Source organism: Carboxylicivirga mesophila, from assembly GCF_018271975.1.
GTDB classification, from domain to species: Bacteria; Bacteroidota; Bacteroidia; order Bacteroidales; family Marinilabiliaceae; genus Carboxylicivirga; species Carboxylicivirga mesophila.
In genome coordinates, this window is sequence record NZ_JAGUCN010000037.1 from 23,934 (window position 1) to 45,303 (window position 21,370).

9 protein-coding genes are annotated in these 21,370 nt (G+C 41.9%); 8 read left to right on the top strand and 1 reads right to left on the bottom strand.

Annotated elements, in window-relative coordinates; translation table 11 throughout:
- Positions 1 to 5 precede the first annotated feature (5 nt).
- Together KEM09_RS20810 and KEM09_RS20815 are read left to right on the top strand one after the other, a co-directional pair.
- Complete coding sequence (locus KEM09_RS20810) at positions 6 to 1,508, top strand: sulfatase family protein (protein WP_212231624.1); 1,503 nt, start codon at positions 6 to 8, stop codon at positions 1,506 to 1,508.
- Positions 1,509 to 1,552: 44 nt separating this feature from the next.
- Positions 1,553 to 3,004 (top strand): sulfatase, encoded by a 1,452-nt coding sequence (locus KEM09_RS20815; RefSeq protein ID WP_212231626.1) that lies wholly within the window; start codon positions 1,553 to 1,555, stop codon positions 3,002 to 3,004.
- 61 nt (positions 3,005 to 3,065) lie between these two features.
- On the opposite strand, the gene KEM09_RS20820 is transcribed toward KEM09_RS20815, so the two are convergent.
- Positions 3,066 to 4,703, bottom strand: a complete 1,638-nt coding sequence (locus KEM09_RS20820) for a tetratricopeptide repeat protein (RefSeq protein ID WP_212231628.1) — start codon at positions 4,701 to 4,703, stop codon at positions 3,066 to 3,068.
- 457 nt (positions 4,704 to 5,160) lie between these two features.
- On the opposite strand from KEM09_RS20820, the gene KEM09_RS20825 reads away from it, so the two are divergent.
- The 6 genes from KEM09_RS20825 to KEM09_RS20850 all read left to right on the top strand — a co-directional run bounded on the left by KEM09_RS20825 (position 5,161) and on the right by KEM09_RS20850 (position 21,252).
- Positions 5,161 to 12,795: a S8 family serine peptidase gene (locus tag KEM09_RS20825; protein ID WP_212231630.1), complete on the top strand. Its 7,635-nt coding sequence runs from the start codon at positions 5,161 to 5,163 to the stop codon at positions 12,793 to 12,795.
- A gap of 108 nt (positions 12,796 to 12,903) precedes the next feature.
- Positions 12,904 to 15,312 (top strand): carboxypeptidase regulatory-like domain-containing protein, encoded by a 2,409-nt coding sequence (locus tag KEM09_RS20830; RefSeq protein ID WP_212231632.1) that lies wholly within the window; start codon positions 12,904 to 12,906, stop codon positions 15,310 to 15,312.
- A gap of 235 nt (positions 15,313 to 15,547) precedes the next feature.
- Positions 15,548 to 15,970, top strand: coding sequence for a DUF4625 domain-containing protein (locus KEM09_RS20835; protein ID WP_212231634.1), 423 nt, complete (start codon positions 15,548 to 15,550; stop codon positions 15,968 to 15,970).
- A gap of 69 nt (positions 15,971 to 16,039) precedes the next feature.
- The gene (locus KEM09_RS20840; RefSeq protein WP_212231636.1) at positions 16,040 to 18,958 is read left to right on the top strand and encodes a SusC/RagA family TonB-linked outer membrane protein; all 2,919 of its coding nucleotides are present in this window, start codon (positions 16,040 to 16,042) and stop codon (positions 18,956 to 18,958) included.
- A gap of 21 nt (positions 18,959 to 18,979) precedes the next feature.
- Positions 18,980 to 20,425: a RagB/SusD family nutrient uptake outer membrane protein gene (locus KEM09_RS20845; protein ID WP_212231638.1), complete on the top strand. Its 1,446-nt coding sequence runs from the start codon at positions 18,980 to 18,982 to the stop codon at positions 20,423 to 20,425.
- Between the two features lie 17 nt (positions 20,426 to 20,442).
- A complete protein-coding gene (locus KEM09_RS20850) occupies positions 20,443 to 21,252 on the top strand; it encodes a DUF4843 domain-containing protein (RefSeq protein WP_212231640.1) in 810 nt (269 codons plus the stop codon).
- The last annotated feature ends 118 nt before the right edge of the window (positions 21,253 to 21,370 follow it).

Sequence of the window (21,370 nt, forward strand, 5' to 3'; positions counted from 1 at the left end):
GACAAATGAAGTATTTTTTATTCTATAGTTTATTATTACTTGGGGTATTGAGCGCTTGTTCAACTGCTCCAACAGAAGATACAGACGAAATTAAGGTAGAAAGGGTAGAAGGAGCCAAACAACGTAATGTTATATTCATTCTGACCGATGATCACCGTTATGATTACATGGGTTTTACAGGCAAGGTGCCCTGGCTCGAAACACCTGAGATGGATAAGCTGGCCGGCGAAGGCGCCTACATGAAAAACGCCTTCGTCACCACCTCATTGTGCTCGCCAAGCCGTGCGAGTATTTTAACGGGCCAATATTCGCACGTTCACACCATTGTTGATAATGTGGCGCCAGATCCTGGGAACCTGGTGTATTTTCCACAGTACCTGCAAAAAGCCGGGTATCAAACCAGTTTCTTTGGTAAGTGGCATATGGGCGATGAACATGATGATCCGCGACCAGGATTCGACCATTGGGAAAGTTTTAAAGGGCAAGGGGATTATTATGCACCAAACTTAAACATCAATGGGCAGCGTATGCAGTACGATGAGGACACCTACATCACCGATTTATTAACCGAGCATGCTATTGAATGGCTGGATAAACGAGATACTGAAAAACCATTCTTCATGTACTTGTCACACAAAGCCGTGCATGCCTTGTTTAAGCCGGCCAGGCGTCATGATGGTGTTTACGATGGCAAAACCATTGAAAAACCGGCCACCTTTACACAAACAATTGGAGATGACTACCAGGAGCTGAAATGGCCTGAGTGGGTGAAGCAACAACGTCACAGCTGGCACGGTGTTGATTACATGTATCATGGTAAGAATGGTACATTTGATGAGAACTTGCAGAAGTATTGCGAAACCCTTTTAGGTGTAGATGAGAGCATCGGTACCGTTATGGAATGGTTACGCAAAAACGGTCTGGATGAGTCTACCATGGTGATTTACATGGGCGACAATGGTTTTAGCTGGGGCGAACACGGCTTGATTGATAAACGCCATTTCTACGAAGAGTCGGTGAAGGTGCCAATGCTCATCCGTTGTCCTGAAATATTTGAAGGTGGTAAGAACATTGAACGCATGGTACAAAATGTTGATGTGGCGCCTACCATATTGGAGTGTGCAGGCGTTAAAAAGCCTGAATATATGCCAGGTCATTCAATGGTTCAGTTGTTACAAGGCAACGAGGAAGGCTGGCGTACACGTGTGTATTACGAATACTTCTGGGAGTACGACTTTCCGATGACGCCAACAGTGTTTGGTGTGCGCACCGACCAGTACAAATACATGCGTTATCAAGGTATCTGGGACCAGAATGAACTGTATGACATCATCAACGATCCGGATGAACAGTACAACCTGATGGGTGACCCCGCCTATGGCGATGTGGCAAAGCAGCTGGCTTCCGACCTATACGACTGGCTGGAGCAAACGCACGGAATGAATATTCCGCTGAAGCGCACGGTTAAACATCCTTATGGAGATTATCGTCATCCAAATCAGTATTAATTGATAAGCGAGCCTCCAGAGGTTCGCTTTTTTTTTATTCAGCTATGAAACTAAAAATATTAATTGCAGGACTTTTAATAGGCGGACTATTTTGTGCTTGTCAGAAATCACAACAAAATAAGCCTCCCAATATCATCTTTTTTCTGGCCGATGATTTAGGTTGGGCCGATGTGGGGTATAATGGCTCACAGTTCTATGAAACACCTAATATCGATCAATTGGCCAAAGAAGGGATGGTATTTACCAATGCTTATGCCACTCATCCGCGTTGCGTCCCGTCGCGATACTCCATCATCACCGGTAAGTATCCTGCCAGGGCGCAGATGCCTGGTCCAGGTGAAGGTAAACTGAATGTTCGCCCCGGTGATGAAGGCAAATTAAAAGCCGATGAGCAAACCATTGCATCGGCTTTAAAAGAGGCTGGTTACGCAACGTTCTTTGCCGGTAAATGGCATTTAGCCACTTCTGGCACATTACCACAGGATGTTGGTTTTGACGTGAACATTGCAGGTGGCCATGCCGGCTCACCAATATCCTATTTCTATCCCTACAATGAAGGCCCGCAGAAAGGTAAAAAGGCACCTATTGAAGGTTTAGAGGACGGCGCAGAAGGGCAGTATCTCACAGATCATTTAACTGATAAAACCATCGGATGGCTCAAGCAGCATAATGATGAACAACCTGAGCAGCCATTCTTTGCGTTTGTGTCGCACTATGCCGTGCACGAGCCGTTACATGGCAAACCAGAACATGTTGAAAAATTCAGAAATAAGTTAGCAACGATGACCTACGAGGGTGATGCTTTTATCGGCGAAGGTACCGGAACCACAAAAATGCACCAGGATGATCCGGAGTATGCAGCGCTGATATACAGCATGGATGAGAGCCTGGGGCGTATCCTTAAAACAGTTGAAGAAATGGGAGAAACCGAAAATACGGTGCTCATCTTCTTTTCGGATAACGGAGGCCTATCTAACCGTGGCTTTAATCCACGACGAGTGGCCACATCCAATCATCCACTGCGTGCCGGCAAAGGACACCTGTACGAGGGTGGTATTCGTGAGGCAATGATAGTGAAATGGCCAGGGAAAATACTTGCAGGTTCACAGTCTGATCATATTGTCACAGGAACCGATTTCTTTCCAACCATTCTGAATATTGCAGGTCGGGAGCTATTGCCGCAAGCCCACCGTGACGGAGCTAGTTTTAATGAGCAGTTATATGGTGATGCGCAGGAAGGAAGTGATAGAGCCATTTTCTGGCATTCACCCGTAAGCAGGCCCCATGCAACAGGTGATATTAACTGCTCAGCCATCAGGCTAGGCAATTATAAGCTCATTGATTTTTATGATGAGAAACGGGTAGAATTATATGATTTATCAACTGATTTGGAGGAGAAAAATGATCTGTCGACGGAACTTCCGGGTGTTAAGCAAAAGCTATACTTTAAGCTGAAGTACTGGCGTGATTCTACCGGAGCCTATATGGCAGAATGATAGTAAGTATGCAGCAATAGTAAAAAAGAGGGAATGTATCAGCAGTCCCTCTTTTTTTATATTAAAATCCTTCCAGGTATGTTATCAGGTTTATATCGGTGCCGGTTAAATCAAGCCGCTTACGTAACCTGCCTCTGGCCACTTCAACACCCCGCAGCGTTTGATGCGTTATAGCTGCAATTTCCTTTGATGTCATATTCAGCCTGAGTAAGGCACATAGGCGCTCTTCTGAAGGGGTTATTTCGGGATGCTTAGCTCTGATTCGCTCATAAAAGTCATTGTGCACCTGGTTGAATCGCAGTTGGAACTCCTGCCACACTTCATTGTCGGATTGTGACTGTAAATTATAAATAATCTGCTGCAAAGGTTTTTTATTGGCGTCTTTCAGATTATCCTTGAGGTTAATTAGCTTTTTGGCCACATTGTTAAGCAGCTCATTTTTCTGAACCAGGTACATTACATTTGTAGTCAATTCTCTGTTTTTGGTTTCCACCTCCATCTCCAATTTGGTGTTTTCCAGGTCCACCTTCCGCTTTTGCATTTTAAAAATTATCATCAGCAATATGGCAATCAATAGGGTTGCCGACAAAATCGTTATTAACAAGGTGTAGAATGATCTGATGCGTGACTTTTCCAGTTTATTGGCTTCTTCTATTTTATCTACCTCGTATGATATTTGCAGCTGAGAAAGCTGATTAACCTTTTGTTCATTAATCAGGCTGTCACTAATCAGTTTATAATTTTTATGCTCTTCAAGGGCCTCTTTAAGTAGTCCTTTGCTTTCATATATTTCATACAAAAACATATGAGCCACTTTCTGAGGTTCCAGGACATTAATCTCTTTGGCAATGTTTAAGGCTTTCCTGGCCGCCCATTCGGCACTATCCAATTCGTTAATGTTTGAATAGTAGTTGGACAGGAAATAATAGGACTTGGCAAGACCTTCCAGTTCATTGTCTTCTTGTCTGATTTTAATGGCCTTATTAAGATAGCGATAGGCTGTTGGATAATCCTGTTCTATAATCTCAATCTTACCCAGGTTATTATAGATGGAACCGATAATGTGCCTGAAGCCTATTTCTTTGGCTACGTCAAGTGCTTTTTCATAATATACCTTGGCTTCCTTTCTATTGCCCAAACTCAGGTTAGCACTGGCAATATTGTTGTAAATCTGCGACTGATACCTTTTGTATTGTTCTTTTTCTTTTTCGGTGCAAAGGCCAAAGTAATGCAGGGCCTGTCGGTAATAATTGATTGACTTCGGATAGTTTTCAATACGATCATAAATCATCCCTGTATTGTTGAAACTTCTGATTAATCCAACATTGTTTTCGATTTTTGTATAATTCTCAATGGCATTCAGGTAATTCTCAAGAGCTTCATCGTAGTTGCCAAGAAAATAGTTGCTGGATCCGTTTTCGAGCTGGAACTCTGGCAGCCACTCTTCTCTTTCCTTGCTTAGGGCTATTTGTTCCCCTTGAGTTCCAAACAGCAGCGACTTCTTCAAGTCGTATTTTCTGGTGAGCTTAACCAGTTCCAAAAGTATAGCTAACCTTTCATTAGTGTTTTGTGACTGCTCAAGCTTAAACGTAAGGCTGTCTTCCCTGACAATATCATTAGCTAATACATTATGCTGGCTAAGCGCATAGATACACAGATACAGCCATACATTTATTGAATATGGTAATAGTTTCTTCATTCTTATCCCTCCCGATGGCGACTAAAGTACTTAATAATTCCCAAACAAATAGAATGCCGCAATAATGTGAAATATAGTCAAAAAATAAGTGTGAGAGGTGTTAAAGAGCAATAAAACAGATGTGTATGATTCTGGGTGAGAGGTGAAATTATCCAATTAATACTCTTTGACCAACCTATGCTGAGGTTTTGTGACGTGAATGAGAAGTTCTGAGAGGGAGCTTTTTTTGATGTCTTAAGGCTAAACTCCCTGTTTTGTATCAAAACCAAAAAATGTCTAACAAATTATTAAATCCAAGGATGTGCCGAGAGATAACTGATAAAGAAATAAACCGACTTATTAAGAAGCGGGAAGAAGAGAATAAAGTCTTCAAGAAACTGCTTAAACAACTGGAGTCGACGAATAAAAAAGCAAACAAGAAGAAACTTCGATAATTAAATCAACAAAAATCTACAAAATGAATACATCTACCCATGTTAGAAAGTTCATGCTGTTGCTGATGAGTGTCTTTATATTCTCACTTGCTCATGCGCAGCATTTGCAGACTTACAAAAATGGAAAGCTCCAGGGGGCTTTTAAAATAAAGCTGAAGCCAAGCCTGGTGGTTGAGCCGAGCGGGCTTAAGTCCAAAACAGTTAGTGGCTATTCTGAAGTCGGTATTAAAGCTGTTGACCAGCTGAATATTCAGTATGAGGCTGTAAAAATAGAGCGACTCATACCTTATTCTGCCAAGCATGATATTAAGCACCAAAAGCATGGTTTACATTTATGGTATAAGGTGGAGGTTGAAACAGAGGCGCAGCTCGAAAGCGTTATTAAGGCCTATGGCAATTTAATTGAGATTGAACGGGCTGAGCCATTTTACGAAAAAAGCCTGGTGCCACATAATCTGCGGATGGCGCCTAAAGCAATGCTGAATACGATGGCTACAACCAGCGAATCACCTTTTGATGATCCGCAATTTAATGAGCAGTGGCACTACCATAATACAACAGATAATCCTGGAACACCGGGAGCGGATATTAACCTGTTACGTGCGTGGAATCGCCAAACAGGAGATCCTGATATAGTTGTCGCAGTTATTGATCAAGGTGTGGATTATAAACACGAAGATTTGGCTGCCAATATGTGGGTGAATGAAGCCGAGTTAAATGGTACGCCCGGTGAAGATAGTGACGGCAATGGCTATGTGGACGATATCTATGGCTTTGACTTTGTTAATATGGATGGCGATGTAAAACCATTGCCGCACGGAACACACGTGGCCGGTACAGTGGCAGCTGTAAATAATAATGGTATTGGAGTTGCTGGTGTAGCCGGAGGATCAGGTAACAATGATGGTGTGCGCATCATGTCATGCATGATTATGTCGGAAAGTTCGACAGGTAGCGCTGAAGCTGCCTTTGTATACGCTGCTGATAATGGTGCTGTGATTGCTCAAAACAGCTGGGGCTGGAACGTGCCGGGAGTTGTGGAACAATCTATATTGGATGCCATCGATTATTTTATGGAAGAAGCCGGGCAATTTGAAAACAGCCCCATGAAGGGTGGTGTGGTCATTTTTGCTGCCGGTAATAATGGTGACGAAGGTGAATATTGGCCAGGCTGCTATGAGCCGGTAATAGCTGTAGCGGCCACAGGACCTAACAATAGGATTACAAGTTATTCAAACTATGGCGACTGGTTAGATATTTCGGCACCTGGAGGTGATGTGCTTGATGGGCAGGATCATGGTGTATTAAGCACTATGCCTGATAATAGTTATGGTTTCTACGATGGTACATCAATGGCTTGCCCACACGTGTCGGGTATTGCCGCGCTGATTGCCTCTGAATATAAAGGACCTGAGTTTGATGCCAGCCAACTGACTGCCAGATTACTTGGTGGAGTGAATGTAATTGACACCATGGAGATTAATAAGCCTTGGACTGGTAAGGTTGGGCTTGGTGCCGCTGATGCCTACCTGGCGCTGCTTGAGGACAATGGCATAGCACCCGATGCCATTACTGATTTGAAGCATAACGGGGTATCTGGCACATTTACTTTATTAGAATGGACAGTGCCTGCCGATGAAGATGATGACCAACCTCGTTACTTCCATGTGTATTATTCCGAAACACCTTTAGATAATAACAACCTGGATGCGGTTGATTATGTGCGCATCAATTCCTTGGCTGATGCTGGCGATGCCTATTCATACCAGTTGGATAAGCTTAAAGCGCACACCACTTACCACATAGGAGTAACAGGTGTTGACCGTTGGGGTAATGAAGCAGAGTTGTCAAATGTGATTACCATTACCACTAACAGTGGACCAATTATTTCACTGGACAAGAAAAATATCGACTTCAGCATTGATGTGAATGTAGATACGCTTTCGCATCAGCAGTTTACAATCACTAACACGGGAGAGGGCTTACTTAACTGGAATATCAGACAAAACCATGTTGAAAACATAGATATATACAGCCAGATAAACGACCGTATACCATATAAAGTTAATTATACAGGAGGTAAAACGGGTGTTGAAGCACACAGTTTGTCAGCTTCAGAGGACATTGTGCCGTATGCTCAGAAACCTACTCTGGGATATATGTATTACTATGATCCTAATTATCTGCTTGAAACACTTATTACATTTGGTGAATCCAACGAAGAGTTAAGCAATTCTTCGGCAACTTACTTCAAAGTAATTAATCCGGATGGGTTTAATCTAACCAGTGTTCAGGTGGGTTTAAACTTTGAAAAAATGTCTGAAGAGCCACTTTATGTTGAGGTGTACAAAGGGGGAGATATTAATACTGCCAAGCTTATTCACTCTCAGACATTTGATGTGGGGGAAGTAAATTATTACATCGATCACATCGTCTTTAATAAACAAATGTATTTTAACGAGGGAGATGAATTTTACATTGTATTTCATATTCCACCTGGGCACCGATATCCATTCCTTGCAGCTCAGGCATACAACATGGCTGTTACCGATTATTCATATTACAGCATCGATCAGGGAGTAACCTGGAAAAAAATAAAAGATGTTTATTACGACTATACCAAGGTTTGGGTGGTTATTGCGACAAATGAACTGGAGGCACTTGAACCTTATCTGGAGATTTCTGAAACAGCGGGTTATCTCAATGCTAATGAATCACAAACCATTGATTTAACTGTAAATGCAGCCAAACTGATCAATGGTAACTACGAAACCAATCTGCAGGTTTTTGGTCAGGGCTATCCTGATAATTGGGAAGATTTAACGCTAAACTTTGAGGTTAATGGTCAGGACAGTCGCATTCAAAGTGATGATGTAGTTGATTTTGGCAACGTATTTATTGGTACAGGAAAAGAGCAGAGTATTACGATATATAATACCGGACTGGCTGCATTTGATAATGCATTCAACTCGTTGAATGTGGAAATCAGTCATCCTGACTTTAAATTAATCGGTAATGCTCCAAAGGTTATTCCGGCAGAACGCTCGGAAGAGTTGACGTTCTATTTTACTCCAACAACCGAAGGAGCTATCAATGCTACGGTGAAGGTGAGTGATAAAATCGGCAAAGTACACACCTTCAGTTTATATGGAGCAGGTACCTGGCCTGCCAAAGCGGTAGTTAGTCCGCCTGTAAGTGAATTTGCCAACATGGTACTTGGTGATGCTTTTGAAGGTAGTTTCCACCTTCGTAATGAGGGTGACTTCCCGTTACGCTACTATGTGCCTAAGTTTGCCGATGGCTCCAATATGCCTGATTTTGATAAGAATTCCATCCACAACTTTGGTTATGTGGCAGGGGAGAATATACCGACTCCGGGAGAAGAAGCTTTCGTGTGGGACGATATTCAGTTTACTGGCACAGATGTTACGGATCTCTTCCGTCTCGATGGTTCTGTTATGTTAACAGAGGCTGAGATGGGTTTCCGTTTCCCCTATTTTGGTAATGAATACGACACTTGTTATATCTCTAATTGGGGAGCAGTATCAATGGTCAATAATGGTTGGTTCAATTCCAAGCCTGCAGGCTATAAGAACCCTGCTCAGCCAACTAAGCTGATATCTGCCTGGGGAATGCCATTTAGTTTAGATAAAGGTGGTAAGATATACTACCAGTCACTTCCTGGCAAATTCATCATTCAGTATCAAGGGGTAGTACATGAGAGTTATAATTACGATAGCTCTACAAGTAATGGTATTGGCTGGTTGGAGGAGCCAGTAACTTTTCAGATTGTACTGCATCAGACAGGAGATATTGATTTCAATTATAAAGACCTGGGCGAGGTGCTGGGGACAAGAGATCTTGGGTTTAACAGAGCTTCAACGCTAATTATGATTGAAGACCAGTCATTGGATGATAGAATTGTACTAAATGGTTATGGCACAAAGGCCTCTGAACCATTTGTTTTGAACACTTTCCCAACTACAGGTCATCAGATTTATTTTAAGAATCCGGGATTTGGTGTGGTTGAAGAAATTAGTAATCCGTATGGAACGGTTCCGGTTGGTTCATCAGTAGAGATTCGTTATAAAGGTTCAACAGAGAAACTGTATCAGGCCGATTTTAATGAGCGCATTAATATTGTCAGCACCGACCCGGTTAATAACCCGGTTAGCCATACCATTAAACTGAATATTACAAGTGGTGGCGTGGTAGACTTTGTCTTTGAACCGCAAACATTGGATTTTGGTGATGTTTTCCAGGGGGCTATTCAGGATATTAAACTGCGAATCACCAATGAAGGACGCGCCATTGGCACCATTACCGATGTAGTGCTCGGAAATGGGTTGTTTACTGTAGATGGCTATTTGCCAGCTATGTTACGTCCAAAAACGGTTTCGGATTATACAGTTACGGTGAACGCAGCCGAACTGGGGGCTATTAACGATGTGTTGGTAATCACAGATGATGAAGGTCAAACCTATCGTATACCGGTAGCATGTAATGTGGTTGATGCGCCTGTTATTTCATCAGGAGTGAGTGAAATTAATCAAACGCTTAAGCATGGTGAATCAACCGTTGTAAGTGTAGATATTATCAATTCAGGCAACAACCCGATGGAAGTGATGCCATCCGCCAATGAGTGGCTGTTTGCATGGCCTGATGATGGTTCTGAAGTAAGTAGGGGCTTTGACTATACCTATACGATAGAAGACATTGCTGATTCACCATATCTGAATTGGAGTACTGCCATCAAGGATGGGACTAAGCTGGATGTAACCAATGAAATCTTCAATCCTGATAAATTTTGGATGACTATTCCATTACCCTTTGAGGTGGCTTATTACGGTGAAAAGTATGATACTATTTATGTGGGACATACCGGGGTGATAACTTACTTGCCTAATCAGCCTTCACGGGAATGGGGACCTGATCATTTTATTCCTAATGAGGCACCAATTAATGGTTATCTGGCACCACTATTCGGGTTTAATGGTTTATCTAATCCAGAAATATATCCTGAGACAGGGATATACACAAAAACCTATGACGATAAGTTCGTTATCCGTTTTCAGGATATGGGATCCAACGGAGGAGGAGCACCAGCTACAGTTGAAGTATGGCTGTATAAGAGCGGTATAATCAAGTATATGTACGAAGTGATGGAGCCTGAGTTAGCCAGAGTACTCGCATCGTTAATTGGGATTGAAAACCAGGATGGCACCAAAGGTATTCAGGTGTCGGCGCGTACAATGGGAATTATCAAGGATGGAACCGTAGTTACTTTCTTACCAACCAAATCATACACAGTTCCAGCCAACAGTACACAACCGTTTAATGTTTACTTAAATGCTGAGTCGCTGTATGATGGTACTTATACCGATAACCTCAGGTTTGCAAACGATACGCCTGATAATCCTGAATTCAGCATCCCCGTTGTAATGGAAGTAATTGGTGAGAATAATGTGCTGGTGAACGATACCCTCGATATGGGTGAACTAATGATGATAGAGCACGATAACACTGATTATACATCGCCATATAAGCGTTACGATTTTGATTTTACAGTAAAGAATGAAGGGACACGTGCTGTTCAGATACGTAATGTGAAGCTTAAGGATGGTTTTAACTACGCCATCACCATGGGCGATGACAATAAGTTTGGAACAGGTAGCGCCGCCGATGGTTGGGTAGATATCTCACGTAAGTTGATAAACTACAAGCTTAAACCAAATGAGGAAGAAACCTTCCGACTACGTGTATATCCATTGGCAGAAGCAAATGTGATTGATACCGTAATGGTGTATTGCGATATTGAAGAGGAAGCCATTAAAGTGCCGGTGTCAGGGGTGTTTACAATGCCTCCGGTGATTAATGTTCAAACAGAAGGCATTCACCTGTATACCGATACCATTAATTATGTAGCTAATCGAAGCATTATTTTCGATAATGCAGCCGGTTCTACAAATCTGGATTACGAGATTGGTATTGCTTTTAAACGCGGTACAACTCCACAAACGGCAGGAGTTTCAATGTCTACCATGTCCATGCCGTCGGAAAATATCAGCCGACTGAAAGTTGAAGAACGCAGCAAAGAAGCATTTGTTCCACAGCTGAAGAGCACAATGGAAGACTTTAACCGCGTACTGCAATATGAGCAAGCAACTACTAATGAGAGTAAAGTTGGCTTTGGTAGTAGCACCCTGAATTTTACTTGCGCTACGGGCTTCTATGCGCCTGAGGACGGTTTTAACCTGTCGCATGTGCAAACCTGGTATGCCTGGGGTGAACAACTCGAAAGCCAGATAAAGGTCTTTATTTATGGCGGAGCAGAGCGGTTGTCGGAATGTCAGTTATTATATGAGCAGAAGTTTGATTATAGTGCCGATGAAGCATCATCAGAAGGAACTTTAATTACACTTGAACTAGAAGAGCATGTGTTCTTCTTCCCCAATGAGAAATTCTTTGTGATGTTCATGTATGAAAATACAGTAGAGTATCCGCAGGGAACCATTACGGCCGCCGAAGAAGTGTCGAACCGATATTACTTTGGTGATGGTGAAACCATGTTTGAAACCGTGGAGGCGGGTCACAAAACTTTGGGTTGGCTCATGCGTGCTGCCGAAATGGAAGCAGGAGGTTTAACCTGGTGTACCATTGAATCGGATAAATTGGGAACCCTGGCTCCGGGAGAGGAAGGCAGTATCAACCTGACTTTTAATTCAACCTATGCTGAACAAGGTATAAACTTGGCTAATATTATAATTAAGAGTAACGACCCTTACAATCCGAAGGTAGAGGTGCCTGTATCTATAACCCGAAATAAGGGACCTCAGTATGCCGACGGCAATGAGTTACGCTATAGCATTAATGAGGCCGATACCTTGAACTATGTGTTGAAAGTTTATGACGAGGAGGGTGACAGCTTTACCATTAATGTGCCTGAAGACAAAACATACTTTGCCTACACCATATCTGGCAATGAAGTAGAGATAGAATTTACGCCTGATTATGATGGTGAAGGCTTGCATGAATTTGTGGTAGAGGCTGAAGATAGCTATGGCAATGCCACACAGTTTACACTGATAGTGAGTGTGGCTAATGTGAACCGTGCACCGGTGGAGGTGATAGAGATTGGTGAACAAACCTATGCCATTGAAACAGAGGATGCTTATGTACTAAACTTATCTGATTACATAAAAGATCCAGATGGGGATGAAGTGTTTTTCGAAACCAGCTACGAGATTTCCAGTGCCGTGCAGATAATGAGTACAAACGCTTCACTGGCCTTTATGCCTGTGTCACCAGGCTATGTATACATGAATGTAAAAGCCACAGACAATCAGGGTGCAGTGCTGGAAACCGGCTTTCCGGTATTTATTGAGCACCGCACGGGTATTGATGATGACAACTACCAGGGATTACAGCTATATCCTAATCCGGCTGATGATGTTGTAAATGTGCAGTTCAATGATCAGTTGGAAGCTACTCACAAATGTGAGATAGTGAGTACATCGGGCGAAGTGGTGCAGCTCATCAGTTTAACTGGTAGTGAAAAAACTTTCTCACTCAATGTAAGTAAGCTTAAACCAGGTGTGTACATGCTGAAGGTGTATACCGACACTTCTGTGATAGTTCATAAACTCATCAAGCGTTAACTAATATTCTCCATGCTTCATTAAAACCATGGAGCATGGAGAATATTCTAAAAATATCACCCGGTTGCAACGGCAACCTATTATTAATCAATTTAATCAATGAAAATCATGAAAAGATTTACTATGTTATTGGCAGTTTTTTGCCTTTTAATTACAAGCATGATGGCTCAGGACCTTATTAAAAGCCATACGCAAACAGGTTCAGTGTCTGAGGTATTGCCCTACAGTACAGGTATGGTTTATATTTCAAATGATGGCTCAAATGATGTGATTTCATACACAACTGATGGGATTACTTTCAACGACACAGAAACCTTGGTGACAGGATCTGTAGCGGGCCTTAATAGCTGGAGTGATGGAACAATTGCTTTCTACTTGGGCGATACAGATGGTTCTGGTGCCGGACTCAGAAAACTGGATGGAGGAACAGCTTCCCTAGTTGATGGACCAAATCCGGTCGACGCTACAAAAAAACCATCATCAGGTGTACTTCGATATACAGGAGCTGATAATCCATTATATTTTTATAATTATGCTGATGGTTTTGATCCAATTAGCGGAACTACTTATTTGCCGAGTTATACAGATGGTTCTAGCCTGAATACAGCGCTAGCGAATTCCTACAGTCCGTATACGCCAAACTCAAAGCCTATTGGCACTATGTATAATAATAAACTTTATATAGCAGGTGCCACAGGAGGATTTTTCCCAACACCTATAATATATGAGTTTGATGGCAGTATTATTAAAGAGGTTTACAGTGGTACTGAACAGGTATTTTATAATTTTAAAGCTGTAGGTAATAGTTTATTCTTCCTGCAAGGTAATCCTGGTGAATTTTCTGATGCGGTTCTTTTTAGCATGGATGCAGATGGAAATGTTACCCGAATGACAGATAATGGAATGGATGTCATGGTTAATGATGAATTACCTATGATTGCTAATGGTTGGGACTTATATGGTATTGTTAATGGAAAGTTGACCAAGATTGCGTTTCAATTTGGCCCTGGAGGCGGTTGGACATACACACCTTTTCATTTAAATGCTCAGGGCGAATCAGATAATATTAGCGATATGGTAATGTCTGGTGGTAATATTTATGTGTTGGCTGCTACAACAGGTAACGAAACTGAATTATTTACAATCAATCCGACGAGCGGTACATATGTTAACTCTATGCCTGATGCTATTACAGCAAGTAATACATATACATCTCTAACGGCTATTGATGGAGGTGTAGCGTTTGTTGGTAATAATGGTACCAGCGATGTGGTTTATGTTTCGGATGGTCATAGTGGTACAACCAAAATGTTAACGGTTGAAAATGATCCGACTTTAGCCATTAATCACATGTATAGCACAGGAGATAAACTGTACATGTTTGCCGAAAATGGTGCTGATACTGATATTTATGAATATTCTGTAATGCCTTTTGCAAGTCAAACAGTCACAATAACTGTAATTGATGCTGTTACAAAAGCTCCTATCCAATATGCTTCCGTAGCTATTGAAACCGGATTAGAAAGAATTTCTTGGAGTTCAAATGCCGATGGAGAAGTAATGCTTGAAAACGTACCAGATGGAATACATCAGTTAGAAATCACGGCGAGTGGTTATGCAAGTTTTGGAGATGAAATTACAGTGGATGTATCTAATACCAGTGCAACCTATGAATTAAAGGCTGGACAAGAAGTTACGGTATCGGTACGTGATTTCCATACCAATGAGCAATTAGCTGATGTGACAGTTACTTTCGAAGGAACTGATGGTGTAAAATGGAGTCAGACAATTGTACCTGATTTAATGTGGGGAGGGGTTACAAATAATATTTTTTCTCTTGCACAAGATACTTACACTGTAACTATAGAACGCGATGGGTATGTTACCTACGTTGAATCTGATGTAATGGTAGAGGCTGGAACCAGCACGCTTAATTTTGTAATAACACTACCTACAATTTCATTTAACTTGCAATTATGTGATGCCTCAGGTTTACCTGAACAGGCAGAATTACCGGTAGCAGCCAGCGGTACAGTTACCTTAACTCATAGTATGTATCCAACAATTAAATATGAAGTGACAACAATAAATGTTGGTGGAGGAATGGTCCCAGATATGATTCTTGCTCAATTCAGTGACGTTCCTTATGGGACATACAATGTAGTTGCAACAGCTCCTGGTTTTCAGGATAAGTCAACAACTTATGTTGTAGATGCAGAATCTAATACCCCACCAAATGATAAGATTTATTTGGATCCAATCCCAACAGGTATTGAAGATACTGAGTTAACTAATGTGCGGGTTTACCCTAATCCAGCAGTTGATTTCATTGTATTTGAATCGGCTAATGCTATTCAGTCAGTAGAAATCTACTCAGTAAACGGTGCTAAAGTAAAAGCACTGAATAACGATAAAATTACGCGAATAAATATATCTGAATTACCTAAAGGTTTATACCTGGTTGCTACTACAGATAGCAACGGACAACGACAAATTACAAAAATCAATAAACGTTAATTTGTGCCGGACCCAACTACCCTTTCAACGGAAAGGGTAGTTGTTTTTACTCATGCTGAGCTACTGTTATTGGTCAGCTAATGGCTGATAATTGCCACTGGCATACACGCCATCAACAAAAATGAATAATGGGAATCGCCAAAACCAAAGAACTACTTTTTAAAAGCATTAAATCGATTAAGCTCCATGCCGTTTGGCGGTACAAGTAATGGCAATTGAACTAAAAATTAAACAGATGAAAAATAAGTATTTGATAGTATTAATGTTACTTCTGCCTTTAATGTTGGCATGTGAGAAAGATAAAAACGAGGATACCACGCCCCCGGTAGCCGATATTACTTTGCCTATCGACGATACCCTATACTATCGTGGCAATACCTTGATGTTTACCGGCTACTTTAGCGATGATGTGGAGCTGAAAGAATGTACCTTTTACTTAAGTCAGGGCCTTAAAGCCACTCGCGGATGGGATGAGCCATGGAAGCCGGAAGCCCAAACCTTTCCGTTAACAGGAAAAGAAGACAAACTGCTTGAACAGCATCTGTTTGAGCTGATGATACCAACCGATATTATGTCTGGCGATTATGTATTAACCATACTCACCATTGACCAGGCTTTAAACTATAGCACTACTGAAATTCCAATTCAAATAAAATAATAATGGTGCAATAGCCATCAGCATATAGTAATCAGAGAATACTAAACAAAATCAAATAAAAAAATCGACATGAAGCATGTATTAACTTATCTGCTCTTGCTTTGTATTGCCTTTAACGGAACACTGCTTGCCCAATCAACAGTCATTTCCGGCTCGGTAAAAGATAAGAGTAATGGTGAGCCAATGATTGGAGTTACCATTGTTGTGAAAGGGACCACAATTGGTACGGTTACCGATTTTGAGGGTAATTATAATCTGCAGGTGCCCCAGGATGCCCAGGTACTGCAATACTCCTTTATTGGCTTTAAACAACAGGAAATAGCACTTAGCGGACAAAAGACGATTAATGTGATGATGGAGTCCGATTCGGAAAACATCGATGAGGTTGTAGTAACGGGCTATGGTATACAGAAAAAAGGGACCTATACCGGATCGGTTGAAGTGGTTTCGGCCGAAAAAATTGAGCAGGTACCTGTGGCCAGTTTCGATCAGGCACTGCAGGGACGCGCGCCGGGTGTGGTTTCTGTAGGCTCATCGGGGCGACCGGGTGCCGCGGCTACAGTGCGTATCAGGGGTGTCAGCTCCATCAATGCCGGTAACGATCCTTTATACATAATGGACGGAATACCCATTACAGCTGGACAGTTTAGTGCTTTAAACCAGAATGATATTGAGAATGTATCCATACTGAAGGATGCCACAGCTACCTCGCTCTATGGTAGCCGGGCCAGTAACGGTGTAATCGTGATTACCACTAAACGCGGTAAGTCAGAAGGGCGCACCACTATACAGTATCGTGGTCAGTATGGCTTAAACACAATTGCCCGCGATAACTTTAATATGATGAATACAGCTCAGAAAATTCAGTACGAAGAAGAGCTGGGCATAAAAAATTATACCCCCGAAGAAAAACTGGCATTATTAAAAACTAATACCAATTGGTTCGATGTAGTATTGCGCGATGCCTTTACGCAGTCTCACGAGCTGTCAGCCAGGGGTGGAAATGAAAAAACGCGCTTTTACATGTCAGGTGGGTATTACTTTCAGGAGGGCATTCAATACCGTTCTGATTTTGAACGCTTCACCTATCGCCTGAACCTTGATAATAGTATTTCGGACAAAGCCAACCTGGGTGTTAACCTTTCATTTGGTTATGAGAAAAACAACAACACTGTAAGTGGTGGGGCGGCTTCTACCAACGTATATAACCCCATATTTGCAGCACGTTTGCTGAATCCCTATTTGGCACCTACAAAGCCCGATGGAAGTTACAATAATGAAGGCTTTCCGTTTGCCAACCCAATTGAGCAGATTATGCTGAATGAAAATAAGAACAACACGCTTAAGATTGTAGGTGGTGTCTTCTTTGATGTGGAATTGATAAAGAATCTGACATTCAAAACGAACTTAGGTGTCGACTTCTACGATTATAACTCATACAGTTTTCTGCATCCTGATTCGGAATGGGGACGTGGCTACAATGGTCTTATAAATGAGGGTTTTCGTCGTAATTTCCGCCTGACGCCCACTAATACATTGAGGTATCAGTTTAACCTGGCCGAGAAGCATGATTTTAATGTATTGGCTGGACAGGAAATCATCTCTAACACCAATAGGGGCTTTAGTGTAGGAGCACGCAATATTCCAACCGATAAACTTCGTGTACTAAATGTCGCATCAGAGATTGATAGTTGGGCTGGTGATGGCTCTGACTACACAGTGGCTTCATTTTTTGGCAATATGGCTTACAGCTATAACTATAAGTACCTGGCCGACTTAAGTATTCGTCGCGATGGTTCATCACGTTTTGGTGTTAACAATCGCTGGGGAACCTTCTGGAGTGCTGGTTTGGGCTGGAATATTCAGGAAGAGGAGTTTGTAAAAAATATGGGCTGGATTGACCAGTTAAAACTACGCGCCAGTATTGGTGAAACAGGTAACTATAATATTGGTAACTATGAGCACCAGTCACTATTTCGCTATACAAGTTATATTATCGAGAGTGCGGCTTTCTATGCACAGGCAGCTAATGAAGATTTAACCTGGGAGCGCAAGTTTAAAGCCAATGTGGCTTTAGATATGGCTTTCCTGCGAAAATACAGAGCGAAGGTTGATTTCTATAGTGAAACGACCAAGGACATGCTGTTTTTTGTGCCACGTTCACAAACAACAGGTCTGGGTGGGCGCCTGGAGAATATTGGTGAGATGAACAACAAAGGTTTTGAAGTTGAGCTGGATGGCCAGATTATCCAAAGGGGCGATTTTGGCTTTCATTTAAACGCCAACCTGTCGTATAACCTGAACCGGGTGACTAAATTATACAACGACCTGGAAGAAATAGATCAGGGGAATACAAAGATTACGCTGGATCAACCGTTAGGCACCTTTTATATGGCTCGCTGGGCCGGTGTGGACGAGTCAACCGGTAAAGGATTATGGTATACCGCTGATGGTGATGTAACCGATACTTACTCAGATGCACATCGGGTGTTACACGAAGGAAAATCGTACTTGCCTCCGTTGACTGGTGGTTTTACCGGAACGTTTAGTTACAAAAACCTTCAGCTGTCGGCTTTCTTCTCGTGGATGGCAGATAAGTGGCTGATTAATAATACACGTTTCTTCACCGAGAGCCATGGTATGTTTGCTTCGTACAATCAGAGTGTTGATATGCTGGATTACTGGAAGCAACCTGGCGATAAGGCCGTTCACCCACACCCCACTTACCAGGATAATGAATTTGATACCCGCTTGCTTGAAAATGCCTCGTTTTTGCGCTTGAAGAATCTCACAATAAGTTATAACCTGAATAAGGATTTTGTGAAGAAAAGTATGTTCTTCAATTCGTGCCGGGTGTATGCACAGGGCCAAAACCTATTAACCTGGACAGGCTATAAAGGCATCGATCCTGAATTTTATGGGGTAACAGAGGCTAATATGTATCCGCATGTGAGAACCATCACTGTTGGTATTGATTTAGGATTTTAATACAAGGAAAATAAGACTGATATGAAAAGATATATTTCAATATATAGCCTGTTAATTGTGCTGATGTTTGGGATGGTGTCGTGCGAGGATTTGTTCGACCAAAAACCTCTTGACAGCACACCGGCTGAGGATATTTTAACCAATGAAAAAGATGCTGAGGCACTGCTGTATGGTATGTATGCCTATTTTGGTTCGGAGGCATCGTATGGTCGATCGCTTAGTACCATGTTGGATATTATGACCGATGCCAGTCTGGCATCAACCGGGTTCAGTAACCAATTGGGGCAGATGTATGCATGGAAGATAAATCCGGGTACCTCTGAGGTTGGTTCCTTATGGGGCAATCACTATGGAGCTATTTATAATGCCACATTCCTGATAAATAATCTGCATACCATTGAAGGCGATCAGGATAATCTGAACCGAATTAAAGGAGAAGCCTATGTAGGGAGGGCTTTGTTGCACTATAACCTGGTACGTCTGTTTGCTAAGGCCTATGATCAGGCCACTGCTGCTACCGATTTAGGTATTCCTTATCGTCTCGACTATGAAGATGTTACTCCTTCCCGTTCTTCTGTAGAGGAAGTTTATAGTAATATCGTTGATGATTTGGAAGAAGCCTTGCAATTGTTACCGGTTAATGAGCGCTATGATGAGGAAACGTTTACGCTTGATTTTGCCAATGGTTTAATGGCGCGTGTTCTGTTGGATATGAAAGATTACGATGGTGTGATTGATCATACCTCTCGCATCATTAATAACCCGGCCTTTAGCCTGAGCAGTGGACAAGCCTTTACCGATATGTGGTTAAAAGATAGTGGCTTAGAGATTATCTGGCGCGTGGGTTATCGAATAACGGATGCTAATTTGGTAGCGCCAGGTTATAATTTCTTTAATATGAATAACGTTAGCTCTCCACTGCTTCCCGATTATATTCCTTCCGATAGTTGGGTCAACCTGTTTAACTCGTCTGATATCCGATTGTCAACCTATGTGGCTACAGCAGCAACAGGTTACGGGTGGACCAGTAAGTTAGTCATCAAATATCCAACCAACCCCGATTTTGCATCGCAGGTATTAGGAATGAATATGCCTAAACCTATGCGCCTGGCTGAAATGTACCTGATGCGTGCCGAAGCTTATGCCTACACTAATAATGATGAGCAAGCGGTTGCTGACCTGGATGCCTTATTGGAAAACCGTATCGAAAATCATCAGGGAGTTAATATTAGTGGCGATGCGTTGAAGGATTTAATTGCAGATGAGCGCAAGCGTGAATTGATGTTCGAAGGGTTCTATTGGTTCGACCTGAAACGCATGGGGAAAGGTTTTACACGTGTGCCGCAAGAGAATACATCAACGGCTAACGATTTATCGATTAGTGCTGATGATTACCGCTGGCAGTGGCCAATACCTACATCTGAAATAAATGGTAATACCATTATTAAGCAAAATGACGGATACTAACCTTAACTATTAGATAAATGAAAAAGTTAAATATATTATTCGCTTTAGCCATGGCCATTATTGGGCTGTCATGCGATGATAATAAAATAGATCTGTACAACGGACCCTCTCAGATTCACTTTATCGAGCAGGGTGGTAGTATGATTATTAATGACACAGATCCGGTTTATACAATACAGGTTGGAGTCAGTAAGTCTGTTGAAACCGACCGCACCTTTGAGGTGATTATTGATGCTGAAATCTCAACAGCCGAAGAGGGCTTAGGATTTGAACTGTTATCCAAATCCATAACGATTCCTGCCGGTTCGGTACTTGGCGAAATTGAGGTTAAAGGCCTTTTTGACGGAGCCCAACCAGAAGGTGATTTGTTAAGATTACAACTCAAAGGCAATACAGCTTCGGATGTGGCAAGTTTCTACTCAAGCTTTGATCTTCTGCTATATAAATTTTGTGATTTCCACCGCGATGCTTTTATAGGAACTTACCAGGTGTATGAGCATTCATTTTTTGGTGAATTTGAATATGAGGTGGAGATTACAGCAGGCGATGATCCTTATTCGGTAATTGTTGATGGTTTCTGGGAAGTGTCAGGGTCGGCAGTTCAACTAACATTTGATCGCACCGAAACAACCTGCTCAATACCTTCTCAGTTCTTCTTTGATGAACCACAAATTGGGTATGAAAACGTTTGGATTCGCAGCCTGAGTAAAGGGCAGTACAATGCTTGCCTGGGAAGTATTGAAGGACTTGAATATTTTGTTTACCCAGGTGATTCTCCAGATCAAGGATGGGATAGAGGCACCTTTGATATGGTGCGCATTAAATAGGATAATTATTCCCATTCTTATTTATAACCTGAGTTCGACATAAAATTACTGGCTCAAATCGCTTATAAATGTTTAGTTTCAAGGAATATTTGTGAAAGCATAGCGAGCTATGGTGAAC

Coding starts and splice junctions, on each gene's coding strand:
- KEM09_RS20810 (WP_212231624.1), top strand. CDS start 6: ATGAAGTATTTTTTATTCTATAGTTTATTATTACTTGGGGTATTGAGC.
- KEM09_RS20815 (WP_212231626.1), top strand. CDS start 1,553: ATGAAACTAAAAATATTAATTGCAGGACTTTTAATAGGCGGACTATTT.
- KEM09_RS20820 (WP_212231628.1), bottom strand. CDS start 4,703: ATGAAGAAACTATTACCATATTCAATAAATGTATGGCTGTATCTGTGT.
- KEM09_RS20825 (WP_212231630.1), top strand. CDS start 5,161: ATGAATACATCTACCCATGTTAGAAAGTTCATGCTGTTGCTGATGAGT.
- KEM09_RS20830 (WP_212231632.1), top strand. CDS start 12,904: ATGAAAAGATTTACTATGTTATTGGCAGTTTTTTGCCTTTTAATTACA.
- KEM09_RS20835 (WP_212231634.1), top strand. CDS start 15,548: ATGAAAAATAAGTATTTGATAGTATTAATGTTACTTCTGCCTTTAATG.
- KEM09_RS20840 (WP_212231636.1), top strand. CDS start 16,040: ATGAAGCATGTATTAACTTATCTGCTCTTGCTTTGTATTGCCTTTAAC.
- KEM09_RS20845 (WP_212231638.1), top strand. CDS start 18,980: ATGAAAAGATATATTTCAATATATAGCCTGTTAATTGTGCTGATGTTT.
- KEM09_RS20850 (WP_212231640.1), top strand. CDS start 20,443: ATGAAAAAGTTAAATATATTATTCGCTTTAGCCATGGCCATTATTGGG.